24 protein-coding genes are annotated in these 23,394 nt (G+C 63.1%); 7 read left to right on the top strand and 17 right to left on the bottom strand.

Annotation, left to right across the window (positions count from 1 at the left end; translation table 11 throughout):
* Positions 1-48 precede the first annotated feature (48 nt).
* From G533_RS0112540 to G533_RS0112520, 5 genes are all read left to right on the top strand, one after another.
* A complete protein-coding gene (locus G533_RS0112540; RefSeq protein WP_027950250.1) occupies positions 49-1,509 on the top strand; it encodes a coniferyl aldehyde dehydrogenase in 1,461 nt (486 codons plus the stop codon).
* A 13-nt stretch (positions 1,510-1,522) separates the two neighbouring features.
* Entirely contained in the window at positions 1,523-2,569 is a 1,047-nt protein-coding gene (gene glpQ / locus G533_RS0112535; RefSeq protein ID WP_240472433.1) for a glycerophosphodiester phosphodiesterase, read from the top strand.
* Entirely contained in the window at positions 2,566-4,014 is a 1,449-nt protein-coding gene (gene pyk, locus G533_RS0112530; RefSeq protein WP_027950248.1) for a pyruvate kinase, read from the top strand. The genes glpQ and pyk overlap by 4 nt, the downstream gene beginning before the upstream one ends.
* Entirely contained in the window at positions 4,011-4,985 is a 975-nt protein-coding gene (locus G533_RS0112525) for a glucokinase (RefSeq protein ID WP_027950247.1), read from the top strand. Before pyk ends, G533_RS0112525 begins: the two co-directional genes overlap by 4 nt.
* Positions 4,986-5,195: 210 nt before the next feature.
* Positions 5,196-5,402, top strand: a complete 207-nt coding sequence (locus G533_RS0112520) for a cold-shock protein (RefSeq protein ID WP_027950246.1) — start codon at positions 5,196-5,198, stop codon at positions 5,400-5,402.
* A gap of 74 nt (positions 5,403-5,476) precedes the next feature.
* Here G533_RS0112520 and G533_RS0112515 read toward each other — a convergent pair whose 3' ends face one another.
* The 10 genes from G533_RS0112515 to lgt form a co-directional block, all read right to left on the bottom strand.
* A complete protein-coding gene (locus G533_RS0112515; RefSeq protein ID WP_027950245.1) occupies positions 5,477-6,814 on the bottom strand; it encodes a tetratricopeptide repeat protein in 1,338 nt (445 codons plus the stop codon).
* A gap of 5 nt (positions 6,815-6,819) precedes the next feature.
* Entirely contained in the window at positions 6,820-7,425 is a 606-nt protein-coding gene (locus G533_RS0112510) for an energy transducer TonB (RefSeq protein ID WP_027950244.1), read from the bottom strand.
* A 5-nt stretch (positions 7,426-7,430) separates the two neighbouring features.
* Positions 7,431-7,847 (bottom strand): ExbD/TolR family protein, encoded by a 417-nt coding sequence (locus G533_RS0112505; protein ID WP_027950243.1) that lies wholly within the window; start codon positions 7,845-7,847, stop codon positions 7,431-7,433.
* 5 nt (positions 7,848-7,852) lie between these two features.
* Positions 7,853-8,257, bottom strand: a complete 405-nt coding sequence (locus tag G533_RS0112500; protein WP_027950242.1) for an ExbD/TolR family protein — start codon at positions 8,255-8,257, stop codon at positions 7,853-7,855.
* A 25-nt stretch (positions 8,258-8,282) separates the two neighbouring features.
* Entirely contained in the window at positions 8,283-8,804 is a 522-nt protein-coding gene (locus G533_RS0112495) for a MotA/TolQ/ExbB proton channel family protein (protein ID WP_027950241.1), read from the bottom strand.
* A gap of 14 nt (positions 8,805-8,818) precedes the next feature.
* Entirely contained in the window at positions 8,819-10,210 is a 1,392-nt protein-coding gene (locus tag G533_RS0112490) for a MotA/TolQ/ExbB proton channel family protein (RefSeq protein ID WP_027950240.1), read from the bottom strand.
* Positions 10,207-10,995 carry a DUF3450 domain-containing protein gene (locus G533_RS0112485; protein ID WP_027950239.1) on the bottom strand — a complete coding sequence of 263 codons (789 nt, stop codon included), beginning with the start codon at positions 10,993-10,995 and terminating at the stop codon, positions 10,207-10,209. Before G533_RS0112485 ends, G533_RS0112490 begins: the two co-directional genes overlap by 4 nt.
* Before the next feature lie 249 nt (positions 10,996-11,244).
* A complete protein-coding gene (locus G533_RS0112480; RefSeq protein ID WP_027950238.1) occupies positions 11,245-11,772 on the bottom strand; it encodes a dihydrofolate reductase in 528 nt (175 codons plus the stop codon).
* A gap of 2 nt (positions 11,773-11,774) precedes the next feature.
* Positions 11,775-12,608, bottom strand: coding sequence for a thymidylate synthase (locus G533_RS0112475; protein ID WP_027950237.1), 834 nt, complete (start codon positions 12,606-12,608; stop codon positions 11,775-11,777).
* Positions 12,605-13,417 (bottom strand): prolipoprotein diacylglyceryl transferase, encoded by an 813-nt coding sequence (lgt, locus tag G533_RS0112470; RefSeq protein ID WP_027950236.1) that lies wholly within the window; start codon positions 13,415-13,417, stop codon positions 12,605-12,607. Before lgt ends, G533_RS0112475 begins: the two co-directional genes overlap by 4 nt.
* 150 nt (positions 13,418-13,567) lie before the next feature.
* On the opposite strand from lgt, the gene G533_RS0112465 reads away from it, so the two are divergent.
* Positions 13,568-14,374 (top strand): NRDE family protein, encoded by an 807-nt coding sequence (locus G533_RS0112465; protein ID WP_027950235.1) that lies wholly within the window; start codon positions 13,568-13,570, stop codon positions 14,372-14,374.
* On the opposite strand, the gene ptsP is transcribed toward G533_RS0112465, so the two are convergent.
* Together ptsP and G533_RS0112455 are read right to left on the bottom strand one after the other, a co-directional pair.
* A complete protein-coding gene (gene ptsP / locus G533_RS0112460; protein WP_027950234.1) occupies positions 14,352-16,622 on the bottom strand; it encodes a phosphoenolpyruvate--protein phosphotransferase in 2,271 nt (756 codons plus the stop codon). The two genes, G533_RS0112465 and ptsP, sit on opposite strands and share 23 nt — an antisense overlap.
* Positions 16,623-16,633: 11 nt before the next feature.
* A complete protein-coding gene (locus tag G533_RS0112455) occupies positions 16,634-17,128 on the bottom strand; it encodes an RNA pyrophosphohydrolase (protein WP_027950233.1) in 495 nt (164 codons plus the stop codon).
* Between the two features lie 109 nt (positions 17,129-17,237).
* Here G533_RS0112455 and G533_RS0112450 point away from each other — a divergent pair, with 109 nt between their 5' ends.
* Positions 17,238-17,894, top strand: coding sequence for a histidinol-phosphatase (locus tag G533_RS0112450; RefSeq protein WP_027950232.1), 657 nt, complete (start codon positions 17,238-17,240; stop codon positions 17,892-17,894).
* On the opposite strand, the gene G533_RS0112445 is transcribed toward G533_RS0112450, so the two are convergent.
* The 5 genes from G533_RS0112445 to pepP all read right to left on the bottom strand — a co-directional run bounded on the left by G533_RS0112445 (position 17,875) and on the right by pepP (position 23,361).
* Positions 17,875-19,074 carry a class I SAM-dependent rRNA methyltransferase gene (locus tag G533_RS0112445; protein ID WP_027950231.1) on the bottom strand — a complete coding sequence of 400 codons (1,200 nt, stop codon included), beginning with the start codon at positions 19,072-19,074 and terminating at the stop codon, positions 17,875-17,877. The genes G533_RS0112450 and G533_RS0112445 overlap by 20 nt on opposite strands.
* Entirely contained in the window at positions 19,071-19,460 is a 390-nt protein-coding gene (gene gcvH / locus G533_RS0112440; protein WP_027950230.1) for a glycine cleavage system protein GcvH, read from the bottom strand. Before gcvH ends, G533_RS0112445 begins: the two co-directional genes overlap by 4 nt.
* 112 nt (positions 19,461-19,572) lie before the next feature.
* Positions 19,573-20,808, bottom strand: a complete 1,236-nt coding sequence (locus G533_RS0112435) for a UbiH/UbiF/VisC/COQ6 family ubiquinone biosynthesis hydroxylase (RefSeq protein WP_027950229.1) — start codon at positions 20,806-20,808, stop codon at positions 19,573-19,575.
* A complete protein-coding gene (ubiH, locus tag G533_RS0112430) occupies positions 20,801-22,042 on the bottom strand; it encodes a 2-octaprenyl-6-methoxyphenyl hydroxylase (protein ID WP_027950228.1) in 1,242 nt (413 codons plus the stop codon). The genes G533_RS0112435 and ubiH overlap by 8 nt, the downstream gene beginning before the upstream one ends.
* The gene (pepP, locus tag G533_RS0112425) at positions 22,039-23,361 is read right to left on the bottom strand and encodes a Xaa-Pro aminopeptidase (RefSeq protein WP_027950227.1); all 1,323 of its coding nucleotides are present in this window, start codon (positions 23,359-23,361) and stop codon (positions 22,039-22,041) included. The genes ubiH and pepP overlap by 4 nt, the downstream gene beginning before the upstream one ends.
* Positions 23,362-23,394 lie beyond the last annotated feature (33 nt).

Below are 23,394 nucleotides of genomic sequence, written 5' to 3'. Positions count from 1 at the left end.
CCTTCTATACTCGAGGTTCAGGCACGGGCGCACCAGAGGATAAGAACCATGAACGCACCGCAGACCATAGGATCCATCGAAGACATTGAGCAGCGTATGCAACAGGTGCTGGAGGCACAACGCCAGGACTACCTGCGCGAGGGCGAGGTGTCCGCCGAGACGCGTATCGACCGCATAGATCGCGGTATAGACGTACTATTGAAATATCAGGACAGGATGGTGGCTGCGCTGGACAGCGATTTCAGCTGCCGCGCGCGCGAAGTCAGCCTGCTGACGGACGTCGCCGCTTCGGTCACCCCCCTCAAGCACGCACGCAAGCATCTGCGCAAATGGATGAAACCAGAGCGGCGGCCCACGATGTTCCCGCTCAACCTGCTCGGCGGACGCTCGCGCATCGAGTACCAGCCACTTGGCGTGGTGGGGGTCATCTCACCCTGGAATTTTCCGGTCAACCTGACCTTCGGCCCCCTGGCCGGCATCCTCGCCGCGGGGAACCGCGCCCTGATCAAGCCCTCGGAGTTTACCCCTGCAACCAGCGAAGTGATGGCTGAAATGGTGGCCGAAGCCTGGGACGAAAAAGAAGTTGCCCTGTTTACTGGCGGGCCGGAAGTCGGCCAGGCGTTCTCGGGGCTGGCCTTTGATCACCTCCTGTTCACCGGCGCCACCTCGGTCGCACGGCACATCATGGCAGCCGCGGCACGCAACCTGGTGCCCGTGACGCTGGAACTCGGCGGCAAGTCCCCGGTTATTGTGTCCCGCAGCGCCGATATCGAGAAGAGCCTCGAGCGCATCATGTTGGGTAAAACCCTGAATGCGGGCCAGATCTGCCTGGCGCCCGACTACCTGATGGTTCCTGAGGAAAAACTGGATGCCGTGATCGCTGCTGCCCAGAAAGCCGTGACTGCAATGTATCCCAGCATCCTCGACAATCCGGAGTACACCGCCGTCGTCAACCAGCGCCACTATGAGCGGCTGACCGGCTACCTCAAGGAAGCCGAGGAACGCGGTGCCCGGACCATTCCCATCAACCCCGCCGGCGAGGATTTTCAGGCTCGCGAAGGCAGCCGCAAGATTCCCCCAACGCTGATCGCACAGCCGGCGGAGGATCTCAAGGTCATGCAGGAGGAACTGTTCGGGCCTCTTCTGCCCATTCGCACCTACAAGGATTTCAACGAAACCATTGACTACGTCAACGCGAATCCGCGACCTCTGGCAGCCTACTACTTCGGGCAGGACAAGGATGAAGAACGCGCCGTATTGACACGGACCACCTCAGGCGGCGCCTGTATTAACGATGTCATCATGCACATCATGCAGGAAGAGCTGCCCTTTGGCGGCGTCGGTCCCAGCGGCATGGGCGCTTACCACGGTGAAAAAGGGTTCCGTACCTTCAGCCATGCGAAATCCATTTATCGCCAGGCCGGGGTCAATGTCGGCAAGCTCGGGGGAATGCTGCCACCCTATGGCAAGGCGACTGAGAAAACCATCCGTATGCAGGTCAAGAAGTAGGCGGACCGGCGAGGTGACGCGCCTGCAGTGGCTGCGTCATCTCGCGCTGATCGGCGCTATCCTGCTACCATGGGCGGCTATGACAGCCGCTGCCTCTTCTCCTATCGTGATCGCCCACCGCGGGGCCAGCGGCTACCTGCCCGAACACACCCTGGCCGCGAAGGCCATGGCGCATGCCATGGGCGCCGACTTCATCGAACAGGACGTTGTTCTGACCCGCGACGGTGTGCCAATCGTGCTGCACGACATTCACCTGGAGTCGACCACAGATGTCGCGCTGCGCTTCCCCGACCGCGCCCGGCCAGACGGACGCTACTACGCCATTGACTTCACGCTGGCTGAAATCCGCAGCCTGCGCGCGCAGGAGCGGTTGGACAGCGACGGGCAAGCGGTATACCCGGGGCGTTTTCCCGCGCATACCGGTGATTTCCGCGTACCCACACTGGCCGAGGAGATCGACTTGATCAGCGGCCTCGATCGCAGCCGGCAGCGCCGCACCGGGCTCTACATCGAGTTCAAGTCGCCCCGCTTTCACCGCCGCGAAGGCCACGACATCGCCCAAAGGGTGCTGGATGTGCTGCGCGAGAAAGGGTACGACCAGCGCAGTGAGCAGGTATTCCTGCAGTGTTTCGACGATGAAACCCTGCGCTACCTGCGCCACGAACTGAAAACGCCGCTGCCACTGATTCAGTTGATTGCCGACCCCGGCTGGGGCGAGGACAGCGCCGTTGACTACGCATTCCTGCAAACAGCCGGCGGGCTCGACGCCGTAGCGGGCTACGCCGATGGTATTGGCCCCTGGCTGGAGCAGATCTACCTGGGGCAAGACGCACAGGGAAAACCGGTGCTCAGCAATCTGGTCGCACTGGCACATGCGCGCGGCCTGCAGGTGCACCCGTACACATTCCGCGCCGATGCGCTGCCAGCGGGCATCGACAGCTTCGACGCGCTGTTACAGCTCTTTTTCCTCGAACTGGGTGTGGACGGGGTGTTCACCGACTTTCCCGACCTCGCCCGCACTTTCCTGCAAGACCACCGCCAGCACAGGACCCCACAGTGACACCCAAAGTGAATCGCCGCACCAAGATCGTTGCCACCATCGGCCCGGGCAGTGAGTCGGAAGACATGATCGGGCGCCTGATCAACGCAGGCGTGAACGTATTCCGCTTGAATTTCAGTCACGGCTCGGCGGCGCAGCATGCTCTGGTTGCTGAACGCATTCGCAAACAGGCCGCGGTTGCAGGGCGCTATGTGGGCATTCTCGCCGACCTGCAGGGCCCCAAAATTCGCATCAGCACCTTCCGCAACGGTTCCGTCAAGCTGGAGAATGGAGACCGCTTTCGCCTCGATCTCGCCCTGGGTGAGGGCGAGGGTGATGCCTCCGGCGTCGGGCTCGACTACCGGGAGCTGACCAGCAGCGTATTTCACGGTGACACCCTGCTGCTCGATGACGGACGGCTGCGGTTGCGCGTGGACGAGGTTGTGGACGGCGCGGTTGAGTGCACCGTGCTGGTGGGCGGCACACTGGGCTCGCGCAAGGGCATCAACCGCCTGGGAGGCGGACTGGCGGCGCCGGCCCTCACCGCCAAGGACATTGCGGACATCGACAGCCTGGCGGAGGTGCGACCTGATTTCGTCGCCGTGTCCTTCGTCTCCAGCGCCCTGGATATCTTCCAGACCCGGGAGCTACTGGCCGCACATCAATTGACCCCCGCGATTATCGCCAAGATCGAGCGCGCCGAAGTGGTCTATGACGACGAGACCCTCAATGGCATCATCGATGCGTCCTTCGGCATCATGGTCGCACGCGGTGACCTCGGTGTGGAGGTCGGGGATGCCGAACTCATCGGCCTGCAGAAAACCCTCATTTCCCGGGCGCGCAAAATGGACCGGGTGGTGATCACGGCGACACAGATGATGGAGTCAATGATCAATAGCGCCATGCCCACCCGCGCGGAGGTGTTTGATGTTGCCAATGCGGTACTCGATGGCACCGACGCCGTCATGCTCTCAGCCGAAACCGCGGTTGGCAGCTACCCGGTGGAAGTGGTCAGTGCGATGGCCGATGCCGCCCTCGGTGCAGAACGACATCCCGTCGCCCGCACCTCGCGCTACCGTCTGGACAAGCAGTTTTCCAGCGCGCAGGAAGCCATCGCCATGTCGGCCATTTATGCGGCCAATCACTACGACGCCGTACGCGGTATCGCCTGTTTGACCGAGTCTGGCAGCACGCCGCTGCAGATGTCGCGGTTGTCATCCGGTTTGCCGATCTTCGCCCTCAGTCACCGCAGCGAAACCCTCCAGCGCCTGTGCCTGTGCCGCGGCGTGGTGCCCCTGTTTTTCGACGCCAGCGTGTTTGACCCGGAAACCATCGAATCCAGCGCGATCGAGTTCCTCTGTGATGAGGGTCAACTGCACAAAGATGACGCCGTGCTGCTGACCAAGGGCTCCGTGATGGGCCGGCCCGGCTCCACCAACATCCTGAAAATTCTTTCGGTGCCATGACAGGCGCGAGCACTGAGCTGCGACTGGTTGCCGACGTCGGCGGCACCAACAGCCGGGTGGCGCTTTTCGACCCCCGCGACGGCAGCCTGCAGGCCCTGCGTGTTTACCAGAACGCCAGCCATGCCGATTTCGGCGCTGTACTGGAGAGCTGGTTCCGGGAGGTGGACGCAGACGCACCCCGGGAAGCCTGCATTGCGGTAGCGGCACCGCCCAGCGGCAATAACGCCCGCATGATCAACATCGATTGGGAGCTGCGAGGCGCGGAGCTGGCGCAGCGTTTCGGCATACGCCAACTGGGCCTGATGAACGACTTCGAGGCCAACGCGTGTGCCCTGCCCTGGCTGCGTCCGCAGGACTATGCGACGCTGCAGGCCGGGCGGGCAAAAAAGCCCGCCCGGCTGGCTGTGCTGGGCCCCGGTACAGGCCTTGGTGGCGCCGTACTCGACATGCGGACCGACGGCGCCGTTGCTGTCGCCTGTGAGCCCGGACAGATGGACCTCGCACCGTTGGGAGCGGCGCAGATGGCGCTGTGGCCCGTGCTGCAACGGCACCACCCGCGGATTTACGCGGAGCTCCTGCTCTCCGGCGCCGGCTTGCGACGACTGTACCTCGCGCTGGGCGAGGCTGAGGGCAAAGTGACCGAGGATCTTGACCCCGCAGCCATCAGCGCCCGCGGCGTCGCCGGCAGCGACCCACTGTGTGTCGCAACGCTAGAGCAGTTCTGCGCCTTCCTTGGCGCAGCCAGCGCCAACTTCGTGCTGGCGAACGGGACGTATGACGCACTGTATCTGGCGGGGGGTATCGTGCCGAGAATGGTGCCCTTCCTGCAGCACAGCGCTTTTCTGGCCTGCTTTCACGATCGCGGCCCACTGCAATCCGCCCTGCAACGCACGTCGGTCGCGGTCATCACCCACCCCTACCCCGGGCTCGTGGGGGCAGGCCGCGCGCCACTGGCAGGCGCGGTCTGTTAGCGTTCGCAAACGCGTAATATTGCCCAAAATATTTGCCGAACAGCAGATACCCGCTGCAAAACCCGGTGCTAAACTCTTTGCAGCTGAGTAATCAGTGGTATTTATGCGCGTGGTCGAAGTTCCCTTAAGTTCCTCGGTACGTTGAACATAAATAGTGACTAACCCCTGGAGCCCCGAACCGGGCTTTCCCAAGTTATACAGGTAACACATATGTCTACAGAAACCGGCACCGTTAAGTGGTTTAACGAGACCAAGGGATTCGGCTTCATCGAGCGCGAAAATGGCCCCGACGTGTTCGTACACTTCAGCGCAATCAAGGGCGATGGCTTCAAGACCCTCACTGATGGCCAGAAAGTGCAGTTCACCGTCACCAACGGTCAGAAAGGCCCACAGGCAGAGAACGTCACACCGGTCTAAGCCTGAGCGTTTTTCGACCCCAAAAAAAAGGAGCACCTCAGTGCTCCTTTTTTTTCGAGGCCACCTGACCCGGTTCAGCCTTCCTGCAGCTGGCGCTGACGGTCGAGCTCGGAATCCATGTATTGAATCCACTGTCTGGAGAACTTGGCTGAACGCTCGTCACGGCCGGCAGCCTTGAATGCCTCACGGGCCTTCTCGTACTGCTTGTCGTTGAAGTAGGCCATGCCCAGCACCAGGCGCGCCGTATCCGGACGCTTCACACCGCCGCGTGCGAGGCCCTTGGTGATGGCATCAATCGCCTTCTTGAACTCATCGCCGTCCAGATAGATGTTACCCAGCCGCGTGTACAGCTCACCGTCTTCGGAGCGCGCCGCGGCTTCTTCCATCGCCGGAATAGCCTTGTCGATTTCCTGCGCCTGACGGTAGGCGTTGCCGAGGATCTCGTAATTGCGCGAGGTGGCCTCGACCGACTTGTTACCCAGGCCCTTGTCCATCACCTTGGCCGCCTTATAGGGCACTTCGGCATTCAGGTACAGATAGGCCATGGTGACCTGCTCTGAGCCCTTGTCCAGCATGTCCTGCACGTAGGCCGCTTCCATGGCGGCGAGTTGTTCGCTGTCGCGCTTCTGCTCGCCGTACATGTGCGACAGCTGCACCCAGTACTGCTTGTCAGGATAGTGGGTCAGCAGCTCTTCAAGCACACGCACCGCATTGGTGACGTCGTTCTTGTCGAAGTACAGGAAACGCGCCAGGTTGTACCACTGCTCCTTCGGCACCTTGGCCTTTTCCTTGTACATGCTGATTGCTTTCTCAACATTGTTCAGGGCCTTGGGGTAGTCGTTGAGCTGATAGTAACCCTGGGCCAGCAGCACGTAGGCGTCCTCTGGCGGGTTGTCGGTCATGGCGAACCAGGACAACAGCGCGTTGACACCCTGCTGCCACTGCTCCTGCACAAAATACAGCTGCGCAATGGTATAGCGGGTATTGATTTCCATCGCCAGCGGGATATCGGGCTGACGCACCACGTTTTCGTAGGCTTGAAGGGCCTTGTTGTAATCCTCGCGCGAGTAGTGAATGAACGCGTAGAGGTTGTAGACGTTGGCCAATTCGTAGCTGTTCAGCTCGTTCTTGCCACCCGCACCGAGCATTTCGTCCAGCACGCGCGATGCGCCGGCCAGATCCTGTGCTTCTGCGGCGGCCTGTGCTTCGGACAGTTTTTCATAGACCGCGTTGCGCAGCGCCGGCGTGCGACGTGTCTCGCGCTGGTCTCCACCGCCTTCCTGGGCAACCGCCGCCGCCAAAGGTGCGAAGCCAAACTCCGCGCCGGCCTGGTCGAGCACCACGGGCGTGGCGGCGAGAGGCAGTGCCAGCAGCGCCGAACGTAACCAGCGTGTGGGATCGTACAATTTCATAACGCTCACTGTTCCAGCTCGTAGGTGAATTTGTTTTGGACGCCGGCAACCTCAATCGGCTCGCCATCGACCACCCGCGGCTTGTACTTGAACTTCTCTGCGGCCTTCACCGAAGCGGACTCGAACACGCCCGACGGCTGGCAATCCACTGCGCGTGGGTCACGTATCGATCCGTTGCGGGTCACCGTGTACTCGACAATGCAATAACCGCTGATGCCACGCGTCTGAGCCCGCCGGGGGTAGACTGGTGCCACCTTGACGATGGGCAGATACTCGCCGTCGCCACTGGACATGCCGGATGAGCTGATCGACACATCCACGCTCGCACGCGGTGCAGTGTTGACCACATTCATGTCCATATCCATGTCCATATCCGGCGTATCCAGTTCCGGTGGCGGCTCCTCGGGATCCTCGACCTTCTCTGGCTTCTTCTGCGCCACGTTGACCTCGATCTCGGTCTCGGGGACAACGATGTCCGCAATTTTACGGCTCTCGACATCTTCCTGCTGGTACTCGCGACTGATCAGGCTCTGCATTACGAAAAACAGGCCGATCGCTACAGGGATCGCTACCAGTGCACCCACCAGTACCCTAACAAAGCTGCTGCCCATTCCGTTTACACCTCGTCATCCGTTGAAATACAGGGCGGAGCCGTGAGCAGCGGACGGATTTCGTCAACCAGCTGCTCGACTGCAAACGCGGGCGTATCGCGATCTACCTGTACTACAATATTCGCCTGTGGCGCTTCTTTCTTGGCACCCTCTGCCAGGCGGGCCGCGCGATCCAGAGACACGCGATTCTTGTCGTAAAAGATTTCCCCGCGGTCATCCACGGCGAAAATAATGGTGCCCCGCTCGCAGGCTTCGGTGGTCGTTGCCTGTGGCTTGAGCAGCTCTACGCCAGGCTCCTTGACGAAGGAGGACGTGACGATAAAGAAAATGAGCATAATGAACACGACGTCCAACATGGGCGTCAGGTCGATATTGCCCTCGTCCGCCGCGGCCTTTCTGGCTGCGTTATCTCGAATGCTCATGGATCCTATTTCCCTTCGCTGGCCCAGTTGACCGCGCCAGCCCCGGCCTCACGCGCCGCGTCCGCCACGTCCACGACCGCACCGGCCTTGGCACCTTTTTCGACCTTGATCGTCACCGCTTGTTCCGGATCATTGGCGAGCAGACGCTGAATGTTCGCCCGGACAGCCCTGGCGTCGACACGCCGGTTTTCCATCCAGATCTGGTTGTCACTACGGATGTTCACCAGAATGCTGGTGGCATCACTGGGGTCCGACTTGGCGCTGTCTGGCCGGCTGACCTCTATACCGGCCTCCTTGATGAACGAGGCGACAACGATGAAGAAGATCAGCATGATGAACACGACGTCCAGCATCGGCGTCAGGTCGATTTCTGCTCCTTCGTCTTCCTGCTGTTTTGCAAGTCTGCGCATCTGATTGCTACCTGTCAGCGTCCGATCAGTGATCGGACGTTAAATTATCCTGTAGGAATTCCTGTTCCCGCGTCGCGACACGGTTCAGGTAGGTGTTCGCGAAGAGCCCGGACAGGGCGGCCACCATGCCCGCCATGGTGGGAATGGTAGATCGCTCTACACCACCCGCCATGGACTTGGCGTCACCGCCACCGGTCACGGCCATCACGTTAAACACCTCGATCATGCCTGTCACCGTACCCAGTAGGCCAAGAAGCGGGCACAGGGCGACCATGGTGGTGATGACCGGGAGGTTGGCGTTGATGGCCTCGCGACTCCGGGACAGCAGCCGGGCGCGAATCTGCTTCGCATTCCACGACTTGCGTTCGCTGCGCGCCTCCCAGGTGTTGATGATGGCAAAAGCCTCCTTGCGCCAGGCAAAGGTAAAGTACCAAAGCCGCTCAAAGATCAACGTCCACATCACGAACACCAGGATGGCGATGAGCCAGAGCACATCCCCGCCTTTGTCCATAAAGGCGAGGGTGCTGTCAAAAATTCCTCCCGACATGGTCGAACCTCTGCTTATTTGCCGCTGGATTCAGAGTGCTCGGCTACAATCCCGGTCGCCTGCTCGTTCAGCACGTGGATGATGCGCTGAGCGCGGCCATTCACGATGGTGTGCAGCAGAACCGTGGGGATAGCAACCAGCAGACCCAGTACGGTGGTAACCAGTGCGGAGGAGATACCGCCAGCCATGGCCTTGGGATCGCCAGCGCCGAAGATGGTGATGGCCTGGAAGGTGATGATCATACCAGTCACCGTACCCAGCAGACCCATCAGCGGCGCTACCGCGGCGATGATCTTCAGCAGGGTGAGGCCGGACTCCAGCTTGGGCGTTTCACGCATGACACCCTCGGACATCTTGAGTTCCAGCGTTTCCGCGTCCATAGACGGGTTGTCCTCGTGGATTTTCAGCACGCGGCCCAGCGGGTTGTTGGTGTTGGCCGTCTTGCTTTTCAGCTGGCTGCTGACCTTGGCGCCCACGGCTGACAAAACGATCAGGCGGAACAGCGCGAGGATGAAGGCAAACACACCCACTGCGGTAATTGCATAACCCACATAGCCGCCCTGGTGCCAGCGCTCTTCCAGCGTCGGGCTGTCGATGATCGCCGCGAGGAAGGAACCGCCGGTAGGACCGGTGGGGTCGATACCAAACTGGTGAATGCCGCTGTCGGCATTGGCCAATTCTTCCGCCCAGGCGTTGTAGCGACCAGAAGGCTGGCGCGGCAAGACGCTGAGGTTACCGTTGTTGAAGGCCAGGTAGTTGCCATCGGTATCGATGACGTTGAAGGCACCCACACGGACCACTTCGCGGTCGGTACGCTCGCCGGTCGCGGTGGCAACCTCGGTATTGAAGCGCACAACATTGCCGGTCTCGGTGATTTCACGCAGCATTTCGTACCAGACGCGCTCAATTTCCTCGATACGCGGCAGTTTGTCGGAGCCGCTCATCTTGGCAATCAGCTCTTTCAGGAACAGCTCCCGATCGGGGTACTGCGCCGACACCAGAGACACTTCAATGTTGGAAGACAGGTCACCCGCTGCAGCGGTCAAATGACCGAACAGCTCGGTCAGTGAACCCAGGCGCTCCTTCAGCTGCTCCTGCTTGGCAGCGACCAGCAGCTCGTTCTCTTCGAACTTGGCTTCCAGCGTGGTGGACAACTGCTCCTGGCGCGCGCGCTCGGCCCTGGCCTGCTCCAGCGCCTTGGCCTGGTTGGCCTTGTCAGCACTGAAACGGCGCTCACGCTCGGCGTTTTCACGCGCTTCCTGCGCCTGGCCCTGCTTCACGAGGCCGAGCAGCTCACTCAGACTGGCGGCGTCGCGCGCAGGCTCTTCCTGGGCCATGCTTACGCCGGATACGGCCAGCGCTCCGCCCAGTACCAGGGCGGAAAAAATCGTGTTAAGCGCTTTCATTGTTCAGCCTCCGGTGCAGCAACGGGCATGTTGAGAAGTTCGATAGTGGCCTGACGCTTGGCAATGCGCACACCCTTGCGAATGGCGTTGGCGTAGTCACCGGAATCCAGCGGCTCCCAGCTGTTGGTTTCCTTGTTCCAGACGCCGCTCTCGGTGCCGTCAGTGGTCTGGTAAACCAGCGCCAGGCGACCAATGCGCAGGAAATCGACATCGCGCGTCGTGCCGTTGATGTCGATAGCAGCACTGTAGCTGTCAAAGCCACGGCCGTACTGCAACTCGATATTGTAGGCTTCCAGCACCTGGCGGAATTTCTCGGCAACCGTCAGGTCGGAGCGATCCACGTTGCTGCGCAGGAAGGCAATGCGCTCGCGGCGCTCTTCGAGGTTGAACGGCACATCCAGTTCGATGAACTGCTCCAGGCCGTCGATCATGCGAATGACCAGCGGGGTCATCTGGCGCTGAATCACGGTGACTTCGTTGATCGACTCCTCGATGTCCGCGATGCGGGCCATCTGGTTGTCGATCTGGCGCTGCAGGCGCGCGTTGTAGACCTTGAGGCCATCGACCTGCTTCATGACCGACTTGTAGTCGGACAGGAGGTCACGCGTCTCATCGGCCAGGCGGTCGATTTTCTGCTGCGACTTGCGCGCCGCCTCGTTGCGGGCTTCCCCCACCTCCAGAACGGAGTCGAGGGTATTGGCTTGCACTGCCGCTGCGCTACCCGCGAGGGTGCCCGTTGCGACAAGCGCAGCGATCAATACGTTCTTCAATCGATGCATAGTCATGGGAATTGTGCTTCCTATTTCCAACTAGAGTGATTCAGTGCCGAGATAGCGTACTGCTGTGCTATCCACGTTGCTGCTACGTTTATAGTGAAAAAATAAGTAACGGTAAACCGAGGTGAAGAATTTAAACCCAATACCCCGGTATTTTCAATCAATCCACTGCGGTCCTGCGGCCATTTCTCTTAAACGTGTAGATAGGTGACAAACTTAACAGCAGAAAAAGCTCAAAGTAACGTTTGTTCGCGTCAACTAAGTGTCACAATCGGACCCGCGGCGCTCAAAACAGACAAACGCGTAAGGGTATGGATTGTCTTCCGTAGCTGGACGCTCCTCGCGGCCGATTTCCCGCCACTCCCCGGCGTCAACCGGCGCAAACCAGGTGTCTCCGTCGATATCCGCGTGCACTTCCGTAATATAAAGGCGCTGGGCAAGTGGCAGGGCCGCGGCATAGATCATGGCGCCGCCGATCACCACCAGCTCCTCCACACCCTCGGCCAGGGCCAGCTCGCGCCCGAGCGCGAGCGCAGCGGGCACCGTATCTGTCACCGCCACACCCGCGGCGTGCCAGCCCGGGGTCGCTGTCACGACGATATTCGGCCTGCGGGGCAGCGGGCGCCCGATCGACTCATAGGTTTTCCGGCCCATCACCACCGGCTTGCCCATCGTGGTACGGCGGAAATACTGCAGGTCGTCCGGCAGGTGCCAGGGCAGAGCGTTGTCGCGGCCAATGACACCGTTCGCGGCCACAGCGACCATCAAGGCAATGCGCACAGACATGGCTACACCGCCACCGGCGCGGCGATGTGCGGATGGGGGTCATAGCCGTCGAGACGAAAATCCTCGAAACAATAGTCGTAGATGGTGGGCGGGCGGCGCAGGATCTCCAGCCGCGGCAGCGCACGCGGCTCACGCGCCAGTTGCTCCGCCACCTGCTGCAGGTGATTGCTGTAAAGGTGGGAGTCGCCGGTGGCGATGATGATTTCCCCCGGCACCAGGTCGGATTGCTGTGCCAGCATCATAGTCAGCAGGGCGAGACTGGCCATGTTGTAGGGCAAGCCGAGAAATGAATCGCTGGAGCGGATGTACAGCTGGGCGGACAGGCGCCCCTCGGCCACGTAGAACTGGTACAGCAGGTGGCAGGGCGGCAGCGCCATGCGCCCGGCACGCGCGTTGTCCTGGGGGCTCATGGTTTCATCCGGCAGGAACTCCACGTTCCAGCCGTGAAACAGGATGCGCCGGCTGTCCGGGTTGTGCCGCAGGCAATGCAGTACGTAGTCGATCTGGTTGATCGTGCCGCCATCGCGGGTGGGCCAGGCCGTCCACTGGGCACCGTAGATGGGTCCGAGGTCGCCACTCTCCGTGGCCCACTCATCCCAGATGCTGACACCATTGGCTTTCAGCCAGCCGGTGTTGGTATCGCCGCGCAAAAACCACAACAGCTCATTGACGATGCTCTTCAGGTGCAGCTTCTTGGTCGTCAGCAGCGGAAAGCCCGCCGCCAGATCGTGCCGGAGCTGACGCCCGAACACCGACAGTGTGCCGGTGCCCGTCCGATCACCCTTGGCGACGCCGTTCTCAAGAATATCCTGCAGCAGTTGCTGATACTGCTTCATGCCATTTTCCTCCCGCCGCCCACCGGCGCCTGCCGGTGGTAGGCCCACCACAACAAGAACAGCCCCAGCGCAATCATCGGCAGGCACAACAGTTGCCCGCGCGTCAGCCAGCCAAAGGCCTGAAAACCGATGTGCGCGTCCGGCTGGCGAAAGAACTCCGCTATAAACCGCAGGCATCCGTAACCCAGGGCGAACAAACCGGAAGTCGCCCACATGGGACGCGGACGAGCGCTGAACAGGAGCAGTACTACAAACAGCAGCACCCCCTCGAGCGCGAACTGGTAGAGCTGCGACGGGTGCCGCGCCAGTTGCAGCGGGTCCGCCGGGAACACCATGGCCCAGGGCACATCCGTGGGTCGGCCCCACAGTTCCTGGCCGATAAAGTTGCCCAGGCGACCCAGGGCCAGCCCCATGGGAGTCAGCAGCGCCGCCAGGTCCAGCACCGCGCCGAACGCGACATTGCGGCTGCGCGCAAACCAGGCAACCGCGATGATGACACCGAGCATGCCGCCGTGGAACGACATACCGCCCTGCCAGACCTGCAACAACCACAGTGGGTCCTGCAGCAGGCGCTCACCGCCATAAAACAGGGCGTAGCCGATGCGTCCACCGAGAACAACGCCGAGAGCGCTGAAAAAAATGAGGTCATCCACCTGCTCGCGCGACAGCGGTACATCCGGGCGCCGGCTACGCCGCACGCCCAACCACCAGGCAAAGGCGAGGCCGGCCAGATAGGCCAGGCCATACCAGTGCACCTGGATCGGGCCCAGAGAAACGGCGACGGGGTCGATATCGGGATAGGGCAACATGGCATTCGATCCTTGCTCGAGGGCGCATCGTGCGGCGCCGGCTCTGGCCACCGTCCGCACAGCGAGCGGGCATTATCCGGCACCAGCGCGCGATTCACAATTCTCACTGCCAGTGGCAGGATGAGCGCTGCTGTCAAAGGAAACGTGACCATGTGCCTCATTGTCTTCGGCTGGAAAGTGCTCACCGCCACGCCGCTGCTGCTCGCGGCCAACCGCGATGAATTCCATCGCCGCCCCACGGCAGCTGCCGGATTCTGGAGCGACCACCCCACACTGTTGGCGGGACGCGACCTGGAAGCCGGCGGCACCTGGATGGGTGTGACAGAGGCCGGGCGCTTTGCCGCCGTCACCAACTTCCGCGACCCCGCGCAAACAGCGCCCGCAGCGCGCTCCCGGGGAGAATTGGCGGTTAAGTTTCTCACGGCGGACCTGTCCGCCGAAGGCTACCTGCACCAGGTGGCGCTGGCCGCGGAAGACTACGCGGGATTTAACCTGCTGGTCGGCGACAGTGAGGAGCTCTGGTACTACAGCAACCGACTCGCGGGGGAGCCCGCGAAGCCGCTGTCGCCCGGCATTTACGGCCTGAGCAACGAGCGCCTGGATACGCCCTGGCCCAAGCTGCTGCGGGCACGCTCCCGATTGGCGGCGGTGGTCGATCGCGGCAACCTCGACCACGACACACTTCAGGCCACGGTGTCTGACCGGGAACTGGCGCAGGAGCACGCGCTGCATCCCTCGGAGCAGGCGGCGCGCATGGATCGCCGTCTGTCCGCACAGTTCATCGTGACCCCGGAATACGGCACGCGGGCATGTACCACCTTGTGGCTACAACGGCCGGATCATGAGGATGGCGCCATACTTGATTGGCGTGAATGCCAGTTCGACCCTGCCGGAAAACAGGCGGCGTGCAACGCCTACCGGTTCCCGGTCACGCTCAGCCGAGCGGGGCGTGAATAAACTGCTGCAGGCCGTGTGCCGCCATGAAGGTCTGTAGCCGCGACTGCACCGCTTCGGCGTGTTCCAGCAGCATCACTTCGGCCAACAACTCACGGGCCTCCGCGTGCGTCAGGCTGCGCAGGGACTTCTTCACCCGCGGCAGCGCAGTGGCATTCATCGACAAAACGCCGTAACCCATGGCCATCAACAGTACGGCGGCCAGGGGGTCACCGGCAAGTTCACCGCAGATGCTCACGGGCTTGCCCTCCGCCGCGCCGGCTTCCGCCACCATGCAGAGCGCCTGTAACACCGCCGGATGATAGGCGTGATAGAGGCCGGCAACCCGCGCATTGTTGCGATCCACCGCCAGCAGGTATTGCGTGAGGTCATTGCTGCCGACCGAGAGGAAGTCGGCGCGTCGCGCCAGGGCACGCGCCTGGTAAACCGCCGAGGGCACCTCGACCATGACACCGATGGGGGGCAGCGCGACCTCCGTGCCTTCCTGCACGATTTCCCGGTGCCCGCGATGAATCAGCTCCAGCGCCTCTTCGAATTCCGAGATGTTACTGATCATGGGCAACATGATGCGCAGGTTCCCATAACCTGCGTTGGCCTTGAGCATGGCGCGCACCTGGGCCAGGAAAATCTCCGGGTGATCCAGCGTCACACGAATGCCGCGCCAGCCCAGGAAGGGGTTGTCTTCGGCTATCGGAAAGTACGGCAGGGCCTTGTCGCCGCCGATATCCAGTGTGCGCATGGTCACCGGGCGCGGCGCGAAGGCCGCGAGCTGCTCGCGGTAGATCAGCCGCTGCTCTTCCTCACTGGGGAAACGGTCACGCAGAAGAAACGGCACTTCCGTCCGGTACAGGCCGACGCCCTCCGCCCCCTGCTCGAGCGAGCGCGTGACATCGGCCATCAGGCCGGTGTTGACCCAGAGCGGCAGGCGGTGACCATCCACGGTTTCGCAGGGCAACTCGCGCAGGGACTCGAGGTCGCGTGACATGGCCTGATCCTGGTCGACCACGTCCTGAAAACGCGCCCGAACGTCCGGCAGCGGGTTCAGGTGCACAATGCCGTTGTAACCGTCGACCACCAGTTCCCGGTCCTGCAGGCGGGTATAGGGCAGATCGACCGCGCCCATGACGGTGGGCACACCCATCGCGCGGGCCAGAATCGCCACGTGCGAATTGCCCGAACCGCGCACGGAAATCAGCCCGGCCAACTGCTCCCGGGGTACCTCGCCGAGAGAGGACGCTGTCAGCTCTTCTCCCACCAGGATGGTGTGCGCGGGGTAGGCGGTCTGCTCATTGCGGGCTGCGTCCTGCAGGTAAGCGAGTACTCGCGTACCGAGATCCTTGACGTCCACCGCACGCTCGCGCAGGTAGCTGTGCTCCATGCGTTCAAAATGACGAATATGACGAATCATCACCTCGCTCAAGGCCCCCTGGGCCCACTGCCCGGCCTTGATCAGGCCCGCCACCTCACCACCGATGGCGGAGTCGTCGAGAATACCCAGGTACACGTCGAACAGCGCGTGATCCTCGGCACTCATTTCCCCGCGCAGGTTGTCGGATACGCCCTGAATATCCGCGCGCACACTGGCCAGTGCCGCCTTGAACGCACGCAGCTCCTGGCGCCGGTTGCTGGCGCCCTTGCGCGGTACGGCGTAGAGGTCGGCCACCGGCGAAACCACCACCGCCGTGCCAATCGCCACCCCCGGCGCGCCGGGAATACCGTTGATCCGCGCCGGGGCTGCAGCCCCGCCCAGCAGCTCTTCCTGCACCGCGCCCGTGACCCGGGCGTGTGCGATCACGGCCGCCAGCTGCGCGGACATCGTGACCAGAAAGGCTTCCTCGCTTTCGTCGAAGCGGCGCCGCTTGGTTTGCTGAATCACCAACACGCCGAGCACATCGCGCTGGTGAATGATGGGTACGCCGAGGAAGGCGTGGAAGGGTTCCTCGCCCAGGCCTTCCAGCAACTGGAAGCTGGGGTGGCTCTCGGCGTCCTCGAGGTTGACCGGCTCCTCGCGCTGGGCCACCAGGCCGACCAGGCCTTCACCCGGCGCCAGGCTCGCCGCACCCACCTGCAGCGCGTTCAGGCCCTCGGTAGCGCGAAACACGAAACGCCCGCTGGCTTCGTCGCGCATGTACACGCTGCAGACCTCGGTGCCCATGGCATCGCGGACGCGCTTGACGATGATCTGCAGCGCATCATTGAATCCTTCGGCTGCATTCACCTCCTGCACGATATTGCGCAGGGTTTCCAGCATCATGGCCGCCATCAGCCAGGCACATCCGTGAGTCGCGCCAGCGGCGGCGCCAACTCCTTGAGGGCACGCCGGTAGACCTCGCGTTTGAAGGCCACCACCTGATTCAACGGGTACCAGTAACTCACCCACTGCCAGTGATCGAACTCGGGCTTCTGGTTGGCGTTCAGGCACACGGCATCGTCTGCCGCGCGCAGATGCAGCAGAAACCATTTCTGCTTCTGGCCGATACACAGCGGGTTCTGGTCTTTGCGCACGAAACGCCGCGGCAGGCGGTAGCGCAGCCAACCACGGGTGGCGGCCACCACGTTCACCGCCTCGGGGGCAAGACCAACCTCTTCGTGCAGCTCCCGGTACAGGGCTTCCTCCGGGGTTTCACCCCGGTTGATGCCGCCCTGCGGAAACTGCCAGGCGTCACGGCCACCAATGCGGCGCGCCCACAGGAGCTGGCCTGCATCGTTGGCCAGTATGATCCCAACGTTGGGCCTGAATCCCTCTGAATCGATCACCGGATACCATCCTTATTATGCGACCGACTATTGTTCCACACTTTCCGGTGTCTGAGAAATTTACTCTGCGGGCCGGCCACGCTATCCTCGCGCCAGCCTGGAGCACAGCATGACACTTGCCATATTTGACCTCGACAACACCCTGATCAGCGGCGACAGCGACCACTTGTGGGGCCAATTCGTGTGCGAACAGGGGCTGGTGGACAGCGACAGTTTTGCCCGAGAAAACGAGCGTTTTTACCGGGACTACCAGGCAGGCACGCTGGATATCGACGCTTACCTGCGCTTCGCACTCGGCCCGCTCGCCGGACGCTCACCGGAAGAACTGGCACCGCTGCACCGGCAATTCATGCGCGAAAAGATCGAACCGATCATGCTGCCCCGGGCCCGCGACCTCATCGCCAACCACCGGCAGCAGGGCCACCACCTGCTGGTGATCACGGCAACCAACCATTTCATCACGCGACCTATCGTCGATGCCCTGGGTATCGACGACCTGCTCGCCTGCGACGCGGAGCTGGTGGATGGCCACTATACCGGCGAACCCGTCGGCATTCCGTCATACCATCATGGCAAAGTGCTGCGACTGCAGAGCTGGCTGCAAAGCAAACAACTGGACCTGGCCGGGAGCTGGTTCTACAGCGACTCCCACAACGACCTGCCGCTGCTGGAATGTGTCGATTTCGCGGTGGCCGTGGACCCCGACGCCACGCTGCGGGCGCGAGCGGTGGCGGAGGGTTGGCCGGTTATTTCCCTGCGGGCGTAAGCCGCCGGGAAAATACCGATTTCAAGTAATCGGTTTCGGGGATGAGTGGGTGAACCGGGTGATCCGGCCCCTGCCCGCCCTGTTCCAGCACGCGCAATTCACAGCCGCTGCGACGAGCCGCGCCCTGCACGGCAAGCACCAGATCCGCGCGTGAAAGATGCATGGAACAGGACGCGGAAACCAGCACCCCACCGGGGCTGAGCAGCGCCAGGCCGAGTTCGTTGATGCGTTGGTAGGCCTTGATGCCTTTCTTGATGTCCTTGCGACGCTGGATGAAGGCCGGTGGGTCGACAATCACCAGGTCAAACTGCTGCCCTTCGCTGCGCAAGGCCTGCAACACCTCCGCCGCCTGCCCCTGACGTACCGCAACCTGTTCCTCCAGCCCGTTCAGGCGCGCATTGGCGGCAACCCCTGCCAGCGCCGTTGCCGAACTGTCCACACAGAGCACCGCGCTGGCGCCACTGGCAGCCGCCTGAATACCCCAGCCGCCGATATAGCTGTACACATCCAGCACACGCTGGCCCGGTGCGTAGTCACGCAGCCGCGCACGGGCCATACGATGGTCATAGAACCAGCCCGTTTTCTGCCCCTGCAATACCGGCGCCGCGAACGCCACGCCATTCTCCTGCAGGCTCACCACCTCCGGCACCTCGCCGAACACCACCTCCACCCGTTCGACCAGCCCCTGCTCGCGGCGGCTGCGGCTGTCCGCCCGCAACAGAATACCGGCGGGGTTCAGCACACGCCGCAAAGCCTCGATCACGGCAGACTCGTGTTGCTCAATGCCCGCATTGTGGAACTGCATGACCAGGTATGCGCCAAAACGGTCAACCACAAGGCCGGGAATGCCATCGCTATCACCGTAAACCAGTCGATAGCATTGCCCCGGCAACAGCGCCTCGCGGCTGGCCAGGGCTCTCGCCACCAGCGGCGCAAGCCAGTCGGCCGAAAGGCTCTGCTCCAGGCCGTGCGCATACACGCGAGCACAAATCAGCGACTGCGGCTCCATGTAGGCGGAACCGAGCAGGGCACCATCTGCCCGGCGCACCTGAACCACATCGCCGGCAGCAAAGGATTGCAGCGGGCTGCGCTGTACGTCGACTTCGTTGGAGAATACCCAGAGGTGTCCCGCAGCCAGGCGCCGGTCAGCGCCCGCCCGCAGGAACAGGTCAGCGCTCACTCGTCGGCACAGTGGTTGGCGTAGTCCTCGGCGCTCAGCAACTTCTCCAACTCGCTGGTGTCGTCCGGTTGCAGGCGGAAAAACCAGCCGTCGTTGTAGGGGTCGGCATTCACCGTTTCCGGCTCATCTTCCAGGGCTTCATTGACGGCGATGACTTCGCCACTGATCGGCGCATAAATGTCGGACGCGGCCTTGACTGACTCCACCACACCGGCTTCATCGCCAGCGGCAAGGCGATCGCCAACGCCTGGCACCTCGACAAACACTACATCGCCCAGCGCTTCCTGTGCGTGGTCACTGATACCGATGGTGACGGTGCCATCTTCTTCCAGGCGCGCCCACTCATGGCTGCTCGCGTACTTCAGTTCACTCGGGGTCATGCTCATGGTGCATCCTCTCGTACAGTGATCGGCGACGGCCGACGGGGAAACGCGCATTCTACCGGGAGGCTTCCGAAAAACAATGTGTTGCGCTGCGCACGGGATGCGCGGCGCGGGGCTATTGCACCGCTTTGGCGGTGCCGAGACCCATCGCCTGGCGCATCAGCTGGTGCTTCAGCGGGCCGGCGCGATCAACGCCGCGCAGGCCGGCATTGCGCAGCCAGCGCAGCGGCAGTGCGGGTTGCTCGAACAGTCGCTTGAAGCCATCCATGGCCGCCATCATGGCCAGGTTTTCGCCCTTGCGCCGGCGCTGATAGCGGCGCAGTACCTCCACGCTGCCCAGCGACTCGCCCCGCTCCGCCGCGCGCAGCAGCTCTTCCGCCAGCACCGCAACGTCCTGCAGACCCAGGTTGATGCCCTGTCCCGCCAGCGGATGGATGGTGTGCGCGGCATCGGCAACCAGCACCGCGCCCGGCTGTATGTAATCGACTGCATGGCGCTGACGCAGCGGAAAAGCGTAGCGCCGGGAACAGGCCTGGACCCGCCCCAGGCGACCTTCAAAGGCCCGCTCCAGCGCGGCACAGAATGCGGCCTCGTCCAGCGCCTGCACGCCCTCGACACGCGCGGACTGCAACGACCAGACAATCGAACAATAGTGCGCGGACGCACTCGACGGCAAGGGCAGAAACGCCAGCGGACCGCTGGGCAGAAAGCGCTGCCAGGCCGTTGCCTGGTGAGGGTGCTCCACTTGCACTGTGGCAACAATGGCGTGATGCCCATAGTCCCATTCCCGCGTACGGAAGGCGAGCAACTCGCGCACCCGGGAGAGCGCACCATCCGCGGCTGCCACCAGCCCACAGCGCAGGCGCGCGCCGGAGGCGAGCGTGAGCGCCATGCTGCCCTCCGCGCCGCGCTCACAGCCCGCCAGGGACTCCGGCGCCAGCACCCGAACATCGGCACAGGCCGCCAGCCGCTGCAGCAGTGCCGCGACCAGCGCCCGGTTTTCCACAATATAACCGAGCGCCTCCACATTCACGTCCGCGCTGTCGAAATCAATGGCGCCGGTGCCTTCGGCATCCCACACCGTCATGTGCCGGTACGCACACAGCCGGTAGTCGGCAACCGCCTGCCAGGCATCCAGCCCCTGCAGCACACCCCGCGAGCGCGGGTTGAGCGCGACCACGCGCGGATCGAAGCTCTCCAGGGAGAGTGCCGCCGGCAGCGCGGTGCGCTCGGTGCCCTGCGCCTCAATCAGCACGATGCGCAGCCCGTGGCCAGACAGCGCCAGCGCCAGCGCAGTGCCCGCGATCCCCGCGCCGACGATCGCCACATCACAGGGTGGCAACTCAGTCATGAACGGCCTCCAGTGCCTGCATGCCCGCGGCTTGCGCAACGAAAGCACGCTTCAATGGGGCCACCCAGTCGAGCCCTGACAGGGCGAGATCACGCGCCAGCGCCAGCAGCGGATCGCTGTGCATGAACAGTGCGGGCAGCCGGTCGCTGAATGCCATGGTGCGGCGCTGGTCGCCCTGCTGCCGCGCCCGGTAGCGCTGTAAAACCGCGAGCGACCCAGGGGCATGACCCTGAGCCAGGCCTTCCGCAAGCACCTCACACAGGGCCCAGATATCGCGCAAAGCCAGATTGAAGCCCTGCCCGGCCACCGGGTGCAGCGCGTGCGCCGCATTGCCCATCACCGCAATGCCCGCACGCACCTGCTCGTCGCAGTGGCGCAGGGCAAGCGGGTAGGCGTGGCGAGCTCCCACCTGCTGCAGGCGCCCGAGCCGGTAGCCGAAGCGCTGCTGCAGGGCAGCCAGAAAGTCCTCCTGCGGGCACTCCAGCAGCTGCGCAGCGCGCTGCGGCGGCAAGGTCCATACCAACGCGCTGCGGTGCCGGGCACCGGCGGCCGGCAACAGCGGCAGCAATGCCAGTGGCCCTTCGTCGGTAAAGCGCTCGAACGCACAGCCGGCGTGGGGCTCGGCGGTGGCCACATTGCAAATGAGTGCGTGCTGGCGATAGGGCTTTTCTGTCGCGGCAACGCCAAGTCGCTGACGCAGGCCCGAATCCGCGCCATCGGCAACCACCAGCAACGCCGTGGTCAACGCCGCGGGGCCGTCGCCATCCAGAGACAGGGTTACCCCCTCCCGGCCGGGTTTGGCGTCTACCACCCGTGCGGGATTGAGCAGCTCTACGCGATTCTCGGCCCGCAGGGCATGCAACAGCGCCTGCCCCAGCCAGGCATTTTCCACCACATGGCCCAGAGCGTCCCAGTCGTAATCCACCGCACGCAGGACGCTGCTGCCAAAATGGCCGCGACTGGAGACGTGGATGGTTTCAATCGGGCACAGCCAGCGCTGCAGCAGTGGCCACAGCCCGAGCGCCCGGTAGATCTGCTCGGAACTGTAGCTCAGCGCTGTGGAGCGCGCGTCGAATGCGGGGTGATAATCGGGGGCCGCTGCCGCGGCAGGGGGCAGTGTGAACCCCTCTACCAGAGTAATCCGAACCTGCTCGGGTAGCCGACGCGCCAGAGCAAGTGCCAGGCTGATACCGACCATACCGCCACCGGCGATGACCACATCGCGCTCGCTCATCCGCGCGCCACCGCCATCAGGGCCTCGATCTCATCCGGGTCCCGCGGCACCTGCGCGGTCAGCACCTCGCAACCCTCCTCGGTGACCACAACATCGTCTTCGATGCGTATGCCAATTCCGCGCCAGCGCGGCGCAACATCGGTGTTGTCGGGCGCGATGTAGATGCCCGGCTCCACTGTCAGCACCATGCCCGGCTCCAGCTGGCGCCAGGTGCCCGCCACGCGATAATCGCCGACATCGTGCACATCCAGGCCCAACCAGTGCCCGGCGCGGTGCATATAGAACGGACGATAGGCCCCCTCGGCAACCAGGTCGGCCACCTCACCGCTGAGCAAGCCCAGGTCACGCAGGCCGCGGGTAATCACCTCCACCGTGGCCTCGTGGGGGGCATTCCAGTGATTGCCGGGGCGCACCGCAGCGATGGCCGCCTGCTGGGCCTCCAGCACGATACTGTAGATCGCCCGTTGCTGACGTGAAAACTGCCCATCCACCGGGAACGTGCGGGTGACATCCGCCGCGTAGCCCTGGTATTCACAGCCCGCGTCAATCAGCACCAGCTCCCCTTTGCGCATGGCGCGCGCATTCTGGGTGTAGTGCAATATGCAGCTGTTGGGGCCGCTACCCACAATGGAGGGGTAGGCGGGAAAGCGCGCGCCACCCTGGGCGAATTCATGCAGCAGTTCCGCCTCCAGCTGGTATTCGAAAACACCGGGTGCGGCGCTGCGCATGGCGCGACTGTGTGCCCGGGCGGTGATTTCGCCGGCGTGCGCGAGCAGGCGCAGTTCCGCGGCGCTTTTTTTCAGGCGCAGGTCGTGCAGCATATGGTCGAGGTCGGTAAATTCGCCGGGGGGCACCGAACCGCTGGCTTCCTTGCTGCGAATGAGATTGACCCAGGCCATGATGCGGCGGTCGAAGTCTGCACTGCGCCCCATGGAGTAATAGACGCGGTCGCGCCCCTCGATCAGCCCGGGCAGGATGTCGTCGATATCACCGATCGGGAACGCGTCGTCCGCGCCGTAGTCACTGCAGGCGCCCTCGGGGCCGGCGCGGTAACCGTGCCACAGCTCCAGCGCCGGGTCCCGCTCACGGCAGAACAGCACGTATTCACCGTGCCCGCGACCGGGAATCAACACCAGCACGGCGTCCGGTTCCGGGAAACCACAGAGGTAGTGGAAATCGCTGTCCTGGCGGAAGGGGTATTCCGTATCGCGGCTGCGCAACTGCTCGCGGGCCGCGGGAATGATGGCAATGCTGTTCGGCTCCATCAACGCCATCAGGCGCTGGCGGCGGCGCGCGAACTCCTGTCGGCTGATCTTCACGTCAACCGCCCTCGCCGTTTACCCACACTCGGG

The sequence above is a fragment of the Haliea salexigens DSM 19537 genome (assembly GCF_000423125.1).
Classification (GTDB): Bacteria; Pseudomonadota; Gammaproteobacteria; order Pseudomonadales; family Halieaceae; genus Haliea; species Haliea salexigens.
The sequence above is the reverse complement of the archived record's forward strand: the minus strand, read 5'-3'. Positions and strand labels throughout refer to the sequence as shown.